The organism is Conexibacter sp. W3-3-2, assembly GCF_009707605.1.
GTDB classification, from domain to species: domain Bacteria; phylum Actinomycetota; class Thermoleophilia; order Solirubrobacterales; family Solirubrobacteraceae; genus Paraconexibacter; species Paraconexibacter algicola.
Genome location: NZ_WLYW01000001.1, coordinates 2918687 through 2935995, shown reverse-complemented (window position 1 = coordinate 2935995; position 17309 = coordinate 2918687). Strand labels below are relative to the sequence as shown.

Here is a 17309-nt window from a genome sequence, read left to right as displayed (position 1 = left end):
CTCGACGGGGCTCACCGGCGGATCGTGGCACCCCCGCGCTTCGTGGTCCGGCTTCGTGGAGGATGTGCCGCGCCCAACTCCGGAGTGAGGCGCTCAGCGCGGCAGGCGCAGCACGAACCGGGCGCCCGGTGCCGCGTCGTGCACGGTGACCTCGCCCCCGTGCGCGCGGGCGACGAGCTGCACGATCGGCAGGCCCAGCCCCGCCCCGCCCGCGGTCGCGCCCGCCCCGCGGTGGAAGCGGTCGAACACCCGGTCGACCTGGCCCGGCGGGATACCCGGACCGCGGTCCTCGACCTCGATCTCGGCGCCGCCCTCGGGCCGCTCGCGCACCGCCACGCGCAGGACGCCGCCCTCGCCGCCGTGGCGCAGCGCGTTGTCGAGCAGGTTGCCGATCGCGCGGGCCAGCAGCCGCTCGTCGCCCGGCACCACGACGCGGTCGGGCGCGTCGAGCCGCACGCGCACCGCGCGCCGTGAGGCCTCGTCGGCCCGCTCGTCCAGGCACGTCGCGACGAGCGCGTCGAGCCGCAGCGGCTCGGCGACGACCATCGCGCGGCCCGCGTCGAGCCGGGCGAGCTCGAGCATGTCGGTGATGGTGTCCCCGGCGCGCTGCGCGGTCGCGACGATCACGCGCAGGTCCTCGTCGCGGACCCCGTCGCGCTGCGCCTGCTCGGCCCGGCCGCGGACGATCGCCCACGGGGTGCGCAGCTCGTGCGCGGCGTCGGCGAGGAACGCCTGCTCGCGCGCGACCGCGAGATCGGTGGGGCGGACCGCGCGCCCGATCAGCACGAACGCCGCCCCGCAGACGAGCAGCCAGCCGGCGATCGCCCCGACCGCGGTGCGCAGCGCGAGCTCGCGCGTGCGGTCGCGCAACGGCTGCAGCGGCGACCAGGCCATGGCCGTGCCGATCTGGTCGTCCTCGCCGATGATCGGCAGCGCGACCAGCCGCACGTCCCCGGGGGCGTCGACCGGGTCGCTCTCGTCGCGGTCGCTGAGCACGAGCGCGCGGTCCAGCAGCGCGTCGCCGGGCTGCCGGTCGGCGACCACCTGGGCGCCGTCGTCGCCGACGACCGCGGTGAGCGGGGCGCCCGGCGCGCGCGGCACCTGCTGGTAGGCCTCGACGTCCAGGGCGCCGGCCTCCTCGCCCTCGCCGACGATCGCGGTGATGTCGCGGGCCGACAGCCGCACCTGGCCGTCCAGCGCCTCGGCGCGACGGTCGGCGTCGGCGCGCACGAGCAGCGCCGACGGCACCGCGATCGCGAGCGCGACCGCGACCCCGACCAGGACCGTCAGCCGCCGCCGCAGGGCGCTCACGACGCGTCCCCCGCACTGCCGCGGCACGCCCCGATCCGGTAGCCCGCGCCGCGGACGGTCTCGACCACGTCGGCGCCGAGCTTGCGGCGCAGCGCGCGCACGTGCACGTCGACGACGTTGGAGCCCGGCTCGGCCGCGTGGTCCCAGCAGGACTCCAGCAGCGCGTAGCGGTCGACGACCGCGCCGTCGGCGAGCGCGAGCTGCTCCAGCAACGCGAACTCCTTCGCGGTCAGGGACACCACCACCGCCCCGTCGCGCACGCGGCGCGGACCGCGCTCGATCTCCAGCGCCCCGATCCGCAGCACCGGCCGCGGGGCGACCGGGGCGCGGCGCAGCAGCGCCTGCACGCGCGCGACGAGCTCGGCCGCCGCGAACGGCTTCGTCAGGTAGTCGTCGGCGCCGGCGCCGAGCCCGTCGACGATCGCCGCGGTCCCGTCGAACGCGGTCAGCACGAGCACCGGGAAGCCGTGCCCCGCCGCCCGCCAGGCCGCGCACAGCTCGAGCCCCTCGCCGTCGGGGAGCCGCCGGTCGAGCACCGCCGCGTCGTAGGGATGCAGGTCGACGAGCAGGTCCGCCTGCGCGACGTCGGCGGCCACGTCGCAGGCGTAGCCCGCGTCCCGCAGCGCGGTCGCGACCGCGGCGGCGATGTCGGTCTCGTCCTCGACGACCAGGATGCGCACCGCTTCATCTTCGCTTCATCGGCCGTGTCGCACCATCCCGGCCATGCCCGTGCCCCGCACCCTCCTCCTCATCGCCGCGACCGCCGTCGTGGTTCCGTCCGCGAGCGCGTTCGCGGTCGACGGCGGCGCGGCGTGGCGGGTGCTCCACGGCAGTCCGTCCCCGGTCGCGCAGCAGCCGTCGACGGTCGCGATCATCACCGCCGGACAGCCCGCCTACGAGGGCCAGTTCTGCGGTGGCAGCGTGATCTCGCCCCGGCACGTCCTCACCGCTGCGCACTGCGTCCAGGGGGAACGGGCGGAGGGCCTCACGGTCGTGTCGGGCCGCACGCGGCTCTCCGACGAGGAGACCGGTCGCCGCACGGGGGTCGCGGCGATCCGGATCGACCCGACGTGGAACCGGCGCACGAGCGAGGGGGACGTCGCGGTCCTGACGCTCACCCGTGACGTGCCGGTCCCGTCGCTGCTCCTCGCCGGACCGGGCGACGCGCCGGCCGGGGCACGGGCGGAGGTGTCGGGCTGGGGACGGACCTCCAGCGACCCCGATGACGAGGGGACCGACGCGTTGCGCGCGGCGACCGTGACGGTCCGGTCGACCGCCGCGTGCGCCGACGCGTACGGGGAGGACCTCCTCCCGGCGGTGATGGTCTGCGCGGGCGGGCTCGGGGGACCCGACTCGTGCGAGGGGGACTCCGGCGGGCCGCTCGTCGTCACGGGGGACGACGGGCTCCGCCGGCAGATCGGGATCGTCTCGTTCGGCGCCGACGCCTGCGGGAGGAGTGACGCGCCGGGGGTCTACGCGCGCGTCGCCGCCCGCGCGGCATGGATCGTGCGCGCCACGGACGGGGCGGCGAGAACCGCCGGGGAGGGTTCGGGTGGCGGTGCGGGGACCACCGCGCCCACCTCCCCGCTGACGACGCCCGCGGCAGGGCGGGGCACGGCGCGCTTCGGTGCGATCACGTGTCCGGGGGTCCGTTGCCGCGTGGAGGTCCGCGTGCCGCCGGGCACGATCGCGGACCGCGTCGTCGTGCGGATCCGGCGGGAGGCGGGCCGCAGGTACGCGGCCGTCGACCGCCGGGTCGCGGCCCGGCGGGTCGCGGCGGGACGATGGGTCGCACAGGTCCAGCTGCCCTTCGGCACGGTCCGGCTCTCCGCGGTGGTCAGCAGCGGAGGACGCCGGACCGTGCAGCCCGCCCGGCTGACGGTCAGCGTCGAGTAGCGCTCAGCGCCCGCCGGTGTCGACCCCGCGTTCGCGCAGCCGGTCCCACAGGGGCCGGTTGACGCGGCGCGGGGTCTGCCGCAGCGCCCACGCGCGCAGCTCGAGGTCGGGCCGGTGGCGGGCCCCGGCCGCGCGGTCCAGCGCGGCCGCGAACGCGTCGAGGTCGGGGGCGACCTCGACGGCCTGCTCCCACGTGCGCACGCCCGCGAGGTCCGGGGTGATCGTGGGGCGGCCGAGCTTCGCCGCCTTGACGATCCGGTAGGGGAGGCCGGCGTCGTTGAACGGGTCGACGCGGAACGGCAGCAGGCCGACGTCGGCGCCGCGCAGCAGCAGTGCCGCCTCGTCGTCGCTGCGCCGCCCGCACCACACGACCTGCGGGGCGTCGCGCACCCACGCGAAGTCCGGGTCGTCGGGCATCTCGTCGTCGTGGCGCTCGCCGACGAGCAGCAGCCGCAGCCCCGGCCGGCGCTCGCACAGCGCGCGCAGCAGCGCCCAGTCGGTGCGCCGGCCGAGGTGGCCGAGCGACAGCGCCACGACCTCGCCGTCGGTGACCGCCGTCCCGGCCCCGGGGGCGACGGCGTCGAGCTCCGCCGCCGTGGGCACGGGCAGCGGCTCGGGGGCCGGGAAGTCGCCGCCGCTGAGGCCGACGAGGACCGCGTCGCGGCCGGCGTCGCGCTCCTGGCGCTCGAGCTCGACGCTCGCGCAGAACGTCAGCGCCGACGCGGTGGCGGCGCGCTCGTGCAGCTCGGCGAGCAGCGCGCGCAGCGGCGGGGCGGCGTCGTGCGCGGCCTCGTAGCGGTCCCAGCGCCCGTACCAGAGCTCGCAGTCCTCGCCCGCGCGGCGCACGAGATGCCGGGCGAGCGGCTCCTGGACGGCGTGGAAGATCACGACGACGCCGATGCGGACGTCCGAGCGCGAGCCGCCGTGGCGGCGGGCGAGGCCCTTGCGCAGCGTCTTCAACAGGCGCCGGGCCTGGCCGGAGGCGATCGTCTCGCGCAGGCCCGCGGGGAGGCGCGCGAGCGCCCCGTACGGCACGCGCGGCGGGTCGGCGGCGATGACCCCGGGACCCTCGAGCAGGTCCTCCACCTGGTCGCGCAGGATGAACCCCTCGAGCGCGCGCGGCAGCAGGAGCAGGGCGACGGGGCGGCCGGTCACGACGGGCAACGATACGGTGCGCGCCGTGGGCGGATACCTCAAGCGGCTCGTCGCCTCCGGCGCCGCCTACCAGGCCGCCGGGCTGCTGGCGTCCCTGCTCGCGCTCGTCACGCTGCCGCTGTACACGCGGCACCTGACCACCGCGGACTACGGCTACGCCGAGACGCTGCTGACGTTCGTGATCCTCGGCAGCATCCTGCTGCGCGCCGGGGTCGGCGAGGCGCTCGTGCGGTTCTGGTTCGACGACGAGGACCACGACCGGCGGATCGCGCTGGCGCGCGCGACGACCGGGTTCGTCGTGCTCGGCTCGACCGCGGTGCTCGGCCTCGGGCTGCTCGCTTCCGGGCCGCTGTCGCAGCTGCTGCTGGGCACCCGCGACCGCGAGCTGATGGCGGCGGGGCTGCTGGGCCTGTGGGCGTTCACGAACCTCGAGATCGCCTACGCGCTGCTGCGCGTGGAGGAGCGACGGCGCGCGTACCTGGCCGCGTCGCTGACCAACGTCCTGCTGACGGTCGGGCTGACCGTGACGCTCGTCGTCGGCCTCGACGCGGGCGCGGTCGGCTACGTGCTGGGCAACTACGCGGCGTCGACCGTCGTGCTGCTGGGGGTCTGGTGGTCGCTGCGCGACCGTGTGCGGCTGCTGCCCGCCGGGGTCCGCGCTCGGCTCGCCGCGCCGCTGGCGTTCGGCCTGCCGACCGTCCCGGCCGAGGCGACCGTGTTCCTGCTGAACGTCGTCGACCGCGCCTACCTGCTGCGGGTGGAGAGCCCGGCCGCCGCGGGCGTCTACGCGGTCGCGGTGAAGCTCGCCACGGCGGTGATCGTCGCGGTCCGCGCGTTCCAGTCCGCGTGGCCGCCGCTGGTCTACAGCGTCGGCGACGACGACGAGGCGCGGCGGCTCTACGCGTTCATCACGACGCTGTACGTGCTCGTCACGGGCGCGACCGTCGCCGCGCTCGCGCTGCTCTCGCGGCAGGTCGTCGACCTGCTCGCAGGCCCCGACTTCGTCACCGCCCACGAGGCGCTGCCGTGGCTGGCGCTCGGCTGGGCGCTCTACGGGCTGAACCTCGTGCTCGTGACGATCGCGGGCCGCGCGAAGGTGACGACCCGCAACTTCCCCGCGGCGCTGGCGGGCGTCGCGGTGAACGTGCTGGCGATGGTCCTGCTCGTGCCGCCGCTGGGGATCGCCGGGGCGGGGATCGCGCTCGCGGTCGCCTACCTCGTGATGATCGCGGTGCTGCACCTGCTCACGCGGCGGCTGTTCGTCGTGCCGTTCGAGTGGCGCCGTCTCGCGCTCGCCGTCGCGATCCTCTCCGCGGTCGCGGTCAGCGGCGAGCTGCTGCTGCCGACCGCTGGCGCCGTCGGCTGGCTGAGCCGGGTGGCGTGGCTCGCCTGGATCCCCGTCCTGCTGCTGGCGACGCGGTTCCTCTCCGCGGCCGAGCGGGCCCGGCTGCGCGCGCTGCTGCCCCGCTGAGGCGGCGGGCTCACGACGAGGCGCGGACCGCGACCTGCAGCTCGAACCGGGCGGCGGGCTCGTCGAACGCCTCCGGCCCGAGGAGCTCGCGCAGCCCGGCCATGCGGTACCGCACGGTCTGCGGGTGCACGTGCAGCTGCTCGGCCATGCGCGTGACGTCCCCGTGCGTGTCGAGCCAGGCGCGCAGCGTCCGGCGGGCGCGCGCCCGCGCGGCGGGGGAGAGGCCGGCGATCGGTCCCAGCCGCGCCTGGACGATCTCGGCGACGAGCGGCGGGTCGGCGGCGAGCAGCAGGTCGAGGCGGTGCTCGTCGGCGCGGACCGGCCCGGCCGGCTGCAGCCGGCCGAGCGCGACCGCCGCCCGGCGCGCCGCGCGGTGCGCCTCGCCGGGCGCGACGGTGGGGCCGATGACGCTCGCGACGCCCGCCAGGCACGCGGCGAGCCGCTCCCGGCGGCCCGGCCCGTCGGGGTCGGGGACGATCAGGACCGCCCCGTCCGGGGTGCGCGCGGGCAGCGTGCCGGACGGGGCGCGGCGCACGAGCGCGACCGGGTCGGCGTGGTCGGCGACGACGACGGCCAGGGTCTCGGGGACGGTCCACTGCGCCGCCCGCGCCGCCGCGCGGACCGCGGTCGCGGACGGCTGCTCGGCGAGCAGCTCGTCGACGAGCGCCTGGCGCCGGGTCTGCACCGAGCCGGCGCGGGAGGCGAGCGCCTCGGAGTAGCCGGCCACCGACGCGGCGGCGAGCTGGTCGATGTAGGCGAAGATCGCCTCGGCCAGCCGGAACATGACGCCGGGGTCGAGCCCGTCCGCCTCGGAGACGAGCCCGCGCCACGCGACCCGCGCCCCGGTGCGGTACGCGGACTGCAGCGCGTCGAGCGTGCGCCCGGCGTCGAGCTCGGCGCGGCCCATCGCCGCGTAGATCCCGGCGTCCGGCGCGGTCTGCGCGGTCCCGAGCAGGCCGACGAACTGCTCGAGCGCCTGGCGCACGCCCTGCGAGATGAGCCGGCCGAACTCGCCCTCCAGCGGCTGGTCGTACTCGCGCACCTCGGCCCGGACCGCCCGGATGATGTCCTCGGTGATCCGGGGGATGCGCTCCTGCAGACCGGGGGCCAGGGACGGGGGGATGTCCTGCCACGGCGTGACTCCCTGATGTTGCATTTCCAACAGAATGACACGGAATGATGTGACGATCGAGGGCAGAAATTCGCTTCCACGTCGGGAACCATGGACGCATGAGCCTGCTGTCGCGCGCCGCCCGACTCGCCACCGCCGTCACCACGCCGCTGCTCCCGGAGGACTACCTGCAGTACGTCGACCCGCTGTGGTCGACCCGCGAGCTGCGCGGCCGCGTCGACGCCGTCCTGCCCGAGACGCGCGACAGCGCCACGATCTGGATCCGTACCCGCGAGCTGCCCGCCCACGTCCCCGGCCAGTACGTGCGCGTCGGCGTCGACGTCGACGGCGTCCGCCACTGGCGCACCTACTCGCTGACCTCCCCCGCGCCGCGCCGCGACCGGCGCATCGCGATCACCGTCAAGGCGATCGACGACGGGGTGGTCTCCCGCCACCTCGTCCACGGCACGCGGCCCGGCACGATCGTCCGGCTCGCCCCGCCCGCGGGCGACTTCGCGCTGCCCGCGCGCCTGTCCGCCACCGGCGGACCGCTCCTGTTCGTCACCGCCGGCAGCGGCATCACCCCCGTGATGTCGATGCTCCGGGACCTCGCCGCGCGACAGCGGCTGCGCGACGTCGTGCACATCCACCTGGCCCCGTCCGCGGACGACGTGATCTTCGGCGCCGAGCTGCGCCGCCTGCACGCCCAGCACGACGGCCTGACCGTCGTCGAGCACCTCGACGACCGCGACGGCCTCTTCGACGTCGCCCGCCTGGACGAGCACTGCCCCGACTGGCGGGCGCGCCCCGCCTGGGCGTGCGGGCCCGCCGGGCTGCTCGACGCGCTGACCGCCCGCTACGCGCAGGCGGGCGTCCCCGACGCGCTGCACCTCGAGCGGTTCCGGCCGGTCGTCCCCGCCGCGGGCGCCACGGCGGCGGGCGGGCGCATCCGCTTCCGCCGGGCGGGCAAGGAGGTCGACGCCGACGGCGCGACGCCGCTGCTCGTGGCCGGCGAGTCGGCCGGGGCGCTGCTCCCCAGCGGCTGCCGCATGGGCATCTGCCACACGTGCGTCGGGGCGCTGTGCTCCGGCTCGGTCGTGGACCTGCGCACGGGGGAGCTCGTCACCGCCGACCCCGACCAGCCCGACCCGATCCGCACCTGCATCTCCGCCGCCGCCGGCGACGTCGAGATCGACCTCTGACGCGCGTCCCCCCGACCGAAACGAGCCGCCATGAGCACCACCACCGACAGCCCGATCGCCCACCTGACCCCCGCCGACCTCGACGCCATCGGCGCCGAGCTCGACGCGATCCGCGACGAGGTCCTCGCCGACCTCGGCGAGCGCGACGCCGAGTACATCCGCTCCGTCATCAAGGCGCAGCGCGGCCTCGAGGTGGGCGGTCGCGCCGCGCTGCTGGTCTCCCTGTTCCCGCCCGCCTGGGTGGCGGGGACCGCGATGCTCAGCGTCGCGAAGATCCTCGAGAACATGGAGATCGGGCACAACGTCCTGCACGGCCAGTGGGACTGGATGCGCGACCCGGAGATCCACTCGACCACGTGGGAGTGGGACTCGGCCTCCACCGCCGAGTCGTGGAAGCACTCCCACAACTACATGCACCACACGTTCACGAACGTGGTGGGCAAGGACCGGGACATCGGCTACGACACGCTGCGCCTGGACCCGGCGCAGCGGTGGGTGCCGTACTACCTCGGTCAGCCGGTCTACAACCTGGTCCTCGCCGCGGTCTTCCAGTGGGCGATCGCGCTGCACGACCTCGAGATGGCGGAGGTCCGCAAGGGCCGCAAGCCCTGGTCGGTCGCCAAGGAGGAGCTGAAGTCGATCGGCCGCAAGGCCCGCAAGCAGTTCGCCAAGGACTACGTGCTGTGGCCGCTGCTCTCGGGGCCCAGCGCCGTCCCGGCGTTCGCGGGAAACCTGACCGCCAACCTCGTGCGCAACGTCTGGTCGCACACGGTGATCTTCTGCGGCCACTTCCCCGACGGCGCGATCACGTTCGACTACGAGGAGTCCCAGCTCGAGGACGAGACCCGCGGCGGCTGGTACGTGCGGCAGCTGCTCGGCTCCTGCAACATCGACGGCAGCAGCCTCATGCACCTGATGAGCGGCAACCTGTCGTTCCAGATCGAGCACCATCTGTTCCCGGACGTGCCGAGCAACCGCTACGCGGAGATCGCCCCGCGCGTGCGGGAGCTGTGCGAGCGCTACGACCTCCCGTACACGTCGGGGCCGCTGCTCACCCAGTACCTGCAGGTCTGGCGCAAGGTGCTGCGGCTCTCGCTCCCGGGCGGCGGCGAGCAGGCGCCCGCGCCGTTCGCGACCGACCTGCCGGACGTCGCCGCGGCCGACCCGCGGCCGCTCGCGGCGGTCGCCTGAGCGGGCGGCCGGCGGGGCCGTTCAGCGCGCGTCGCGGCCGTCCGCGACCGTGGCGTTGAACGCCTCCGCCGCCTCGCGCAGGCCCTCGCCACGTCCGGGGCGCAGCGTCGCGGTGACGTGCCGTGCGTAGCGGCGCGGGTCGTGGCCGGGCAGCACGAGCGCCGCGACGGTCCGCAGCGCGTACGGCAGCGCGGTGAGCGCGCGGACGACCAGCGCGGTCGCCGTCCCGTGGTGCTTGCGCAGGTAGCGGTCGCGGCCGCGGGCCATCTCGACGATCCGGCGCTCGGGCACGCTGCCGGTGGAGAGCTGCTCGTGGTGCACGCAGACCGCGCCGGGGACGAACAGGGAGTGCCAGCCGGCGTCGGCCAGGCGCCGGGCGAAGTCGACCTCGTCGCTGTAGACGAAGAAGTCCGGGTCGAGGTAGCCGACCTGGGCGGCCGCCTCGGTGCGCACGAGCAGGCAGGCGGACTGCGCCCAGTCCACCCGGCGGGTCGTGGGCGTGGTGCCGTCGCCCTGCACGACGAGCCGCCGGTGCAGCAGCAGCGCGGACGCCACCGCGGTCCCGAGTCCCGGGAAGCGCCACGCCGCCGCCTGCGTCGCGCCGTCGGGCCGCAGCAGCGCGGCGCCCGCCGCCCCGGCGCGCGGGTCCGCGTCCAGCGCGGCGAGCAGCGCGCGGACCGCCCCGGGCCGCAGCTCGCTGTCCTCGTTGAGCAGCAGCCCGTGACGGGCGCCGTCCTCGTGCGCGCGGCGCAGCAGCGTCGAGTCGTTCTGCGCCTTGCCCGTGCGGCGGTCCAGGGCGAGGACCTCGTCGACCGCGGGGTGGGCGCGCGCCGCGTCGGGGGAGCCGTCGACCGAGGCGTTGTCGAGCACGAGCACCCGGCTGGTGAAGCCGCCCGCCGCCTGCTCGCGGGCGATCGCGTCGAGCCCGCGCAGCAGCAGCTCGCGGCCGTTGGTGTTCACGACGCAGAAGACGAGGTCCACCGGCACGGACCGGATCATGCCTGCGAGAGGGCGAGCGCGACGGTGAAGCCGAGCACGGTGACGAGCCCGACCGCGCGGCCGCCGTGCTCGTAGGCCTCGGGGATCATCGTGTCGGCGAGCATCGCGAGGATGCCGCCGGCCGCGAGCCCCTGCACGAACGCGACCGGCTCGCCGCCACCGCCGAGCAGCTCACGGCCGAGCACGCACGCGACGACGCAGGCGAGCACGATCCCGGTCCAGAGCCGCAGCACCGCGGCGGCCGGGGTGCCGGCGCGCCGCGCGTCGTGGGCGGCGCCGACGGACTCGGGGAAGTTCGAGAGGAAGACCGCGGCCACCAGCGCCACGCCGACCCCGTCGCCCTGCGCGAGCCCGAGCCCGATCGCCGCCGACTCGGGCACGCCGTCGAGCAGCGCGCCGAGCGCGAGCGCCCCGCCGGCGACCGCCGCCCCGTCGGCGACGCGCCGCTCCCGGCCGGGACCGCGACGTTCGAGCACGAGGTTCCCGCCGACGAACAGCAGCGCGCCGACCGCCAGGCCGACCGAGAGCACGAGGACCGAGCCCTCGGCGAGCCCTTCGAGCGCGAGCTCGACGCCGACGGCGCTGATCAGGGCGCCGGCGCCGAAGCCGAGCAGCAGCCCGTGCACCCGGTCGGTCAGCCGCACGCGCAGCCCGACGAGCGCGCCGAGCAGCAGCGAGGAGGCCGAGATGAGGCCCCACAGGGCCGCGGATCCCATCGCGGGCGACGATACTCCCGGCCGTGCGCGTCCATCAGGTCGACCCCTCGGCCTTCACCCCGCCCTACGACCACGCCCTCTGCGGGGCGCTCGCCGCGCGCGGGCTCGACGTGGTGCTCGAGACGAGCCGGTTCCCGTACGCGGAGGCGCCGTGGGACGGGGGCCGCGCGGCTGCGGCCGGCTACGAGCTGCGCGAGCGGTTCTACCGCCACGGCGGCGGCCTGCCCGGACCGCTGCGGCTGGGGGCGAAGGTCGCCCAGCACGTGCCGGGGATGCGCGGGGTCGCCCGGCGCGCCCGGCGCGAGCGCGCCGACGTCCTGCACGTGCAGTGGTGCGCGATCCAGCACGTCGACCCGTTCCTGCTGCCGCGCGACCGGCCGGTCGTGCTGACCGCGCACGACATCCTGCCCCGGGAGCCGCGCTGGGGGCAGCTGGCGGCGCAGAAGCGCGTCTACCACCGGGTCGACCACGTCATCGCGCACTCGCGGCACGGCCGCGACCGGCTCGTCCTCGAGGCCGACGTGCCCGCCGAGAAGATCACCGTGATCCCGCACGGGGCGTTCGGGCACCTCGCGGGCCTGGCGGCCGCGGACCCGGAGGGCGCGGCGCTGCCGCCGGAGCTGAAGGGCGTGGGGCGCGACGTGCCGGTCGTCCTCTTCTTCGGGCTCTTCCGCGAGTACAAGGGCCTCGACGTGCTGCTGGACGCGTGGTCGCTGCTGCGGCGCGCCGGGCAGACCGACGCGGAGCTGTGGATCGCCGGGATGCCCCGGATGGACACGCGCGCGCTGCACGCGACCGCCGACGCGGCGGGCGGGGTCCGCTGGGTGGAGCGGTTCATCACCGATCCGGGGGCCGCGGCGCTGCTGGACCGGGCCGACCTCGTCGTCCTCCCCCTACCGGGAGATCGAGCAGTCGGGCGTGCTGTTCAGCGCGATGGGGATGGGCAAGCCGATGGTGCTGAGCGCGGTCGGCGGCTTCCCGGAGGTCGCGGCGGAGGGGGCGGCGACGCTCGTGCCGCCGGGCGACCCGACCGCGCTGGCCACGACGCTGACGCGGCTGCTCGCCGATCCGGCGGACCGGGCGCGCCTGGCCGCCGGGGCGCGCGCCGCGCGCGAGGGCCGCTACGCGTGGAGCGCGGTCGCCGCCGAGCACGAGGCGCTGTACCGCCGCCTCGCGCGATGATGGACACCATGCCCCTGGTGAAGTCGCACATCACGGCCTCGCTCGACGGGTACTGCGCCGGCCCCGACCAGTCGCGCGACGCCCCGCTCGGCGTCGGCGGCGAGCAGCTGCATCGCTGGATGTTCCCGGCGGACGACGGCGAGCCGCACCCGGTCGACGCGGCGGTCCGCGATGAGATCCTCGCCGGGGTCGGCGCGTTCGTCATGGGCCGCAACATGTTCGGCGGGCGCTCCGCGAACGGTCAGTGGGATCTCGACTGGCAGGGCTGGTGGGGCGACGATCCGCCCTACCACGGGCCGGTCTTCGTCCTCACCCACGTGCCGCGTGAGCCGCTGGAGATGGCGGGCGGCACGACGTTCTTCTTCGTGACCGACGGCATCGAGGACGCCGTCGCCCGCGCCCGCCAGGCCGCCGGCGACCGGGACGTCTCGGTGGCCGGCGGTGCCTCGACCGTGCAGCAGGCGCTGAACGCCGGGCTGCTCGACGAGCTGTCCGTGAACCTCTCGCCGGTGCTGCTCGGCGCAGGCGAGCGGCTGCTCGACGGTCTCGACGGCGTCGGCTTCGAGCAGGTCCAGTCGCGGGCGTCCGACCTCGCGACCCACGTGCGCTATCGGGTCGTCCGCGACTAGGGGTGCGCCTCCTCGCCGCCATCGGGTTCTGGCTGAGTGCCGGGCTGCTCGTCTTCGCGCAGGTCGGCTACCCGCTGTCGCTGTGGCTGCGCGAGCGGCTGCTCGGCGTCGTCCCGCCCGGCGTGCCCCCGGTGCCGGAGGCGGACCTGCCGACGGTGACGCTCGTGGTCGCCGCCTACCGCGAGGAGGACGTGATCGCCGCCAAGGTCGCGAACGCGCTCGCCCTCGACTACCCGCGCGAGAAGCTGCAGGTGATCGTCAGCTGCGACGGGTCGCCCGACGCGACCCCGGCGCGCGCCCGGCAGGCTGGGGCGGACCTCGTGCTGGAGAACCCGCGCGGCGGCAAGATCCGCTCGCAGGACCTCGCGGTCGAGCGCGCGACCGGCGAGATCGTCGCGTTCTCCGACGCCAACGCGACCTGGGAGCCCGACGCGCTGCGCACGCTCGTCGCCCGGTTCGCGGACCCCGAGGTCGGCTACGTGTGCGGCAACGTCACGTTCGTCAACGCGGGCGGCGACAACCAGGAGGGCGTGTACTGGCGCTACGAGATGTGGCTGCGCGCGATGGAGTCGCGGCTGCACTCGGTGACCGGCGGCAACGGCGCGATCTACGCGACCCGCCGGGACGCGTACGTCGTCGTCGACCCGGTGATGGGCCACGACCTGAGCTTCCCGTTCACGTTCGTGCAGCACGGCCACCGCGCCGTCTACGAGCCGGCGGCGCGCGCGCAGGAGCTGATGGTCCCCTCGATCGAGGGCGAGGCGGCGCGCAAGCGGCGGATGATGAGCCACGCCTGGGCGATCGTCCTGCGCGGCGGCCTGCTGCGGCTCGACCGCGTCCCGCCCCGGTACGCCTACGCGCTCTTCGGGCACCGGGTGCTCCGGTACGCGTCGCCGTTCCTGCACGTGAAGGCCCTCGCCGCGAACGCCCTCTGGGTGGGGCTGGGCGGCGGGCCGCTCGCGCGGCTCTGCCTGGCCGCGCAGGCCGCGCTGCTCGGCTCGGCGCTGGCCCCGGTCCGCAGCCGCCCGTTCCTGATCGCCCGCTACTACGTCGGCACGACCTCGTCGATCGCGCTCGGCCTCCTCGACCACCTGCGCCACGGCACCGAGGCCGGCTGGCAGCCCCCGAAGGAACCCGGAGCACCACCGATGCCTGAGCCCCTGCGGCGGATCTTCGACGTCGTCGTCGCGGCGGCCGTCCTGCTGCTGACCAGCCCGATCCTCGCGGCGGCCGCGCTCGCGGTCCGGCTCGACTCCCCGGGTGGGGTGATCTACCGCCAGCGACGGGTCGGCCAGCACGGTCGCGAGTTCGACGTCCTGAAGCTCCGCACGATGGTCGACGGGGCGGAGTTCCAGGGCGCGGGGCTGGCGGTCGACAAGGGCGACGCCCGGATCACGAAGGTCGGCGCGGTGCTGCGCGCGACGTCGATCGACGAGCTGCCGAACCTCGTGAACGTCCTGCGCGGCGAGATGGCGATCATCGGCCCGCGCCCGACGGTGCCGGGACAGGTCGCGCAGTACACCGACCGTCAGCGCGGACGGCTCGCGCTGCGCCCGGGGATCACCGGCTGGGCGCAGGTCAACGGCCGCGCCGCGCTGCCGTGGTCGCAGCGGATCGAGATGGACCTCGACTACATCGAGCGCGCCTCGGTGGCGCTCGACGTGCGGATCCTGCTGATGACCGCCCGGATGCTGCTCCCGGGCGGTCGCCGGGACGACACGTACAAGGGCGAGACCGGCGGCTGGGACGGTCCCGCCACCTCCTGATCGCGGTCAGGCGGTCGCGAGCACGAGGATCGCCGCGACCGTCACGAGCACGGCGGGCGGGTACTCCTTGGGCTCGTCCTTCGCCCGCACGTGCGTGGCCAGCGCGCCGGCCATGACCACGAGCGCCGCGACCGCGACGACCCGGGCCAGCCCGTCGTCCCCGAGCGCGAGCACGGCCAGGACGGCGAGGACCACCTCGATCGCGCCGATCCCCAGGCGGGCGGCGTCGGGCAGCCCCCAGCGCTCGAAGTTCGCCCGGATCAGCGGGACGCCGGCGAGCTTGGACCCGCCGGCGCCGAGGAAGACGACGGCGAGGACGATCAGGGGGATGTCGGGCATGGGGCCACTATGCCAGCCGCGAGCGGCCGGGCGCCAGGGTCAGGCGGGCCAGAACCCCGGGTCGACCTCCCCGTCCCCTTCGTGGCGCGGACCGAAGGCGAGCAGCTCCATCCCGTCCGGGCCGGCCTCGAAGCCCCGCCACGTCTCCGGGGCGACGCGCAGCGCGTCGAGCCGGGCGAGCTCGACGAGCTCGTCGCCGAGCTTCGCTCGACCGCTGCCGGAGAGCACGACGAAGATCTCCTCCGCGGCGACGTGGCGGTGGCCGAACGCGTGGCGCCGTCCCGGGTTGATCCGGTGCAGCGCGAGGCCGGTGTCGGTCGCGCCGAGCTCCTCGAACGGGAAGATCGCCTGGCCGATCTCGGCCATCCCGAAGTCGGGGGCGCGGTCGGTGGCCTGCAACAGGTTCCGTTTCGTGAAGGCGCTCATGCCGCGAGCCTATCCGCGGCGGGTGATGCTCATCGCCGCCGGTCGGCGAGCTCCTGCGTGAGCGCGTCGAGCGCCGCGCGCAGCTCGTCGATGCGGTCCTCGACGGCGACGATCGCGTCGTCCTCGGTCGACTCGGTCGCGGCGGCGGCCGCCCGGTCGCGCTCGCGCTGGCGCTGGTGGTCGGCGGCGCGCGCCTCCTCCATCGAGTTCAGGACGATCCCGATGAAGAGGTTGAACACGAGGAACGAGGCGAGCAGCACGTAGCTGATGAAGAACGGCACCGTCCACGCGCTCAGCTCCTGGCCCATCTCGAGGTTGTCGGGCAGGTTCTCGAGCGTGAGCATCACGAAGAACGTGAGCATCGACTGCGCGACGTCCCCGTAGTTGTCCGGGTCGTGCGTGTCGAAGATCAGCCAGCCCGCCATCCCGTACACGTAGACGAGCAGCGCGGTCCCGACGGCGAGCGACGCGACCCCGGGGACGCTGCGGCCGACGGCCGCGACGATCACCCGCAGGTCGGGGAGGAACCGCACGACCCGCACGACGCGCGCGAGCCGCACGAGCCGCAGCAGCGACGCGTTGAGTCCCGGGATGAAGCTCGCGGCGACGACGACGAAGTCGAACGTGTTCCAGCCGCTGGAGAAGAACGCCCCGGGCCGGCCGCGGACCGCGCCGAGCCGCAGGGCGAGCTCGACGGTGAAGATCGCCAGGAACGCCTTGTCGAGGACGTGCAGCAGGTCCCCGGCGTCGTCGACGACGCTCTCGAACGTCTCGAGGCCGAGGACGACCGCGTTCAGGAGGATCACGACGAGCATCCCGGCCTCGAACCGGGTGGACTCGGTCAGCCGACGGCAGCGCTCGCTCATGCAGCCGGGGATCCTGCCAGAGTCCGGCCACATGAAGGCCGTCCTCCTCACCGGTGTCGGGAAGCGCTACGACATCGTCAGCGCGTTTGCGCAGCACACGACCGTCGTCGCCGCCGACCCGTCGCCGCTGGCGCCCGCGCAGTACGCGGCGACCGTGCGCAGCAGCGTCCCGCTGATCCGCGACCCGGCCTACGTGCCGGCGCTGCGCGCGCTGTGCGACGAGCACGACGTCGGCGCGATCGTCCCGCTGACCGACCTCGACATCGAGACGCTCGCGGTCGCGCGCGAGGAGGGCCACCTGCCCGAGGCGCTGGTGCCGCCGAGCGCGAGCGCGTCGGCGACCTACGACAAGCACGGCACGCACCTCTGGCTGACCGCGCAGGGCCTGCCGTCGCCGCCGACCGTCCTGCCGGACGACCTCGACGCGATCGCCGACCACTACCCGGTGATGGTCAAGCCGGTCCGTGGCTCCGGGGCGCGGTCGATCCACCCGTGCCGCGACCGGCGCGACGCGGAGTTCTTCGTCGACTACGTCGACGAGCCGGTGATGATCCAGAAGCTCATGGACGGGCCGGAGTTCTCGATGGACTGCCTCAGCGACACCGAGGGCCGCTGCCTGAACGTCATCCCGCGCACGATGCTCGAGTCGCGGGGCGGGGAGTCGATCAAGGGCGCGGCGATCGCCGACCCGGAGCTGATCGAGCTCGGCCGGCGGGTCGTCGAGGCGCTCGGGGTGCGCGGCCCGTGCACGGTCCAGGCGTTCCGCGACAAGGACCTCGGCCTCGGGATCACCGACGTGAACACGCGTTTCGGCGGCGCGTTCCCGGCCCCGATGTACGCGGCGCTGCCGGGCCGTACCTACCCGGAGCTGATCGTGGCGATGGCCAACGGGGAGCGGCCGGACCCGCACGTCGGCGAGTTCGTCGCCGGCCGGCACTTCACGCGCTACTACTGGCAGCTGGAGCTCGACGAGGCGATGCAGCCGACCGGGCGGGACATCGTGTCGCCGCCCGGTCCGCCCGCGCCGCGCTGAGCGGCGGCGCGGCCAC

Annotated in this window: 17 protein-coding genes and 1 pseudogene; 9 read left to right on the top strand and 9 right to left on the bottom strand. The window is 75.5% G+C overall.

The genetic code is table 11. The features are described 5' to 3' along the window. Positions 1-93: 93 nt before the first annotated feature. Both GKE82_RS14195 and GKE82_RS14190 read right to left on the bottom strand, forming a co-directional pair. Positions 94-1311, bottom strand: a complete 1218-nt coding sequence (locus GKE82_RS14195) for a HAMP domain-containing sensor histidine kinase (RefSeq protein ID WP_154733746.1) — start codon at positions 1309-1311, stop codon at positions 94-96. Further along, on the bottom strand, positions 1308-1991 hold the full coding sequence (locus GKE82_RS14190; protein WP_309233607.1) for a response regulator transcription factor: 684 nt from the start codon (positions 1989-1991) through the stop codon (positions 1308-1310). The genes GKE82_RS14195 and GKE82_RS14190 overlap by 4 nt, the downstream gene beginning before the upstream one ends. Before the next feature lie 43 nt (positions 1992-2034). Here GKE82_RS14190 and GKE82_RS14185 point away from each other — a divergent pair, with 43 nt between their 5' ends. After that, complete coding sequence (locus tag GKE82_RS14185) at positions 2035-3207, top strand: serine protease (protein ID WP_196189237.1); 1173 nt, start codon at positions 2035-2037, stop codon at positions 3205-3207. A gap of 3 nt (positions 3208-3210) precedes the next feature. On the opposite strand, the gene GKE82_RS14180 is transcribed toward GKE82_RS14185, so the two are convergent. Next, positions 3211-4362 carry a glycosyltransferase gene (locus GKE82_RS14180; protein WP_196189236.1) on the bottom strand — a complete coding sequence of 384 codons (1152 nt, stop codon included), beginning with the start codon at positions 4360-4362 and terminating at the stop codon, positions 3211-3213. Positions 4363-4387: 25 nt separating this feature from the next. Between GKE82_RS14180 and GKE82_RS14175 the strand changes: the two genes are divergently transcribed. After that, complete coding sequence (locus GKE82_RS14175) at positions 4388-5833, top strand: lipopolysaccharide biosynthesis protein (protein WP_196189235.1); 1446 nt, start codon at positions 4388-4390, stop codon at positions 5831-5833. Positions 5834-5843: 10 nt separating this feature from the next. Here the strand turns inward: GKE82_RS14175 and GKE82_RS14170 are convergent, their stop codons facing one another. Continuing rightward, on the bottom strand, positions 5844-6989 hold the full coding sequence (locus tag GKE82_RS14170) for a helix-turn-helix domain-containing protein (RefSeq protein ID WP_154733742.1): 1146 nt from the start codon (positions 6987-6989) through the stop codon (positions 5844-5846). Between the two features lie 74 nt (positions 6990-7063). Between GKE82_RS14170 and GKE82_RS14165 the strand changes: the two genes are divergently transcribed. Next, positions 7064-8146, top strand: coding sequence for a ferredoxin reductase (locus GKE82_RS14165; protein ID WP_154733741.1), 1083 nt, complete (start codon positions 7064-7066; stop codon positions 8144-8146). Between the two features lie 30 nt (positions 8147-8176). Then, positions 8177-9337 (top strand): acyl-CoA desaturase, encoded by a 1161-nt coding sequence (locus GKE82_RS14160; RefSeq protein WP_154733740.1) that lies wholly within the window; start codon positions 8177-8179, stop codon positions 9335-9337. Between the two features lie 21 nt (positions 9338-9358). Here the strand turns inward: GKE82_RS14160 and GKE82_RS14155 are convergent, their stop codons facing one another. Both GKE82_RS14155 and GKE82_RS14150 read right to left on the bottom strand, forming a co-directional pair. Then, positions 9359-10324, bottom strand: coding sequence for a glycosyltransferase family 2 protein (locus tag GKE82_RS14155; RefSeq protein ID WP_309233606.1), 966 nt, complete (start codon positions 10322-10324; stop codon positions 9359-9361). Between the two features lie 8 nt (positions 10325-10332). Next, positions 10333-11052: a ZIP family metal transporter gene (locus tag GKE82_RS14150; protein ID WP_107567524.1), complete on the bottom strand. Its 720-nt coding sequence runs from the start codon at positions 11050-11052 to the stop codon at positions 10333-10335. Between the two features lie 23 nt (positions 11053-11075). On the opposite strand from GKE82_RS14150, the pseudogene GKE82_RS28565 reads away from it, so the two are divergent. The 4 genes and pseudogenes from GKE82_RS28565 to GKE82_RS14135 all read left to right on the top strand — a co-directional run. Further along, a pseudogene (locus GKE82_RS28565) lies at positions 11076-11891 on the top strand (glycosyltransferase); the annotation flags it as partial. A 94-nt stretch (positions 11892-11985) separates the two neighbouring features. Continuing rightward, positions 11986-12234, top strand: coding sequence for a glycosyltransferase (locus GKE82_RS28560; RefSeq protein ID WP_309233809.1), 249 nt, complete (start codon positions 11986-11988; stop codon positions 12232-12234). Continuing rightward, positions 12231-12863, top strand: coding sequence for a dihydrofolate reductase family protein (locus GKE82_RS14140; protein ID WP_309233808.1), 633 nt, complete (start codon positions 12231-12233; stop codon positions 12861-12863). The genes GKE82_RS28560 and GKE82_RS14140 overlap by 4 nt, the downstream gene beginning before the upstream one ends. A 2-nt stretch (positions 12864-12865) precedes the next feature. Beyond that, positions 12866-14629, top strand: coding sequence for a sugar transferase (locus GKE82_RS14135; protein WP_154733737.1), 1764 nt, complete (start codon positions 12866-12868; stop codon positions 14627-14629). 6 nt (positions 14630-14635) lie between these two features. Here the strand turns inward: GKE82_RS14135 and GKE82_RS14130 are convergent, their stop codons facing one another. From GKE82_RS14130 to GKE82_RS14120, 3 genes are read right to left on the bottom strand one after another with little or no spacing between them, the layout of a single operon-like run. Beyond that, positions 14636-14968 (bottom strand): DoxX family protein, encoded by a 333-nt coding sequence (locus GKE82_RS14130; protein WP_107567519.1) that lies wholly within the window; start codon positions 14966-14968, stop codon positions 14636-14638. 39 nt (positions 14969-15007) lie between these two features. Continuing rightward, positions 15008-15394, bottom strand: a complete 387-nt coding sequence (locus GKE82_RS14125; RefSeq protein WP_154733736.1) for a cupin domain-containing protein — start codon at positions 15392-15394, stop codon at positions 15008-15010. 29 nt (positions 15395-15423) lie between these two features. Then, entirely contained in the window at positions 15424-16260 is an 837-nt protein-coding gene (locus tag GKE82_RS14120; protein WP_107567517.1) for an ion transporter, read from the bottom strand. A 31-nt stretch (positions 16261-16291) separates the two neighbouring features. On the opposite strand from GKE82_RS14120, the gene GKE82_RS14115 reads away from it, so the two are divergent. Next, a complete protein-coding gene (locus GKE82_RS14115; RefSeq protein WP_158276658.1) occupies positions 16292-17293 on the top strand; it encodes an ATP-grasp domain-containing protein in 1002 nt (333 codons plus the stop codon). The last annotated feature ends 16 nt before the right edge of the window (positions 17294-17309 follow it).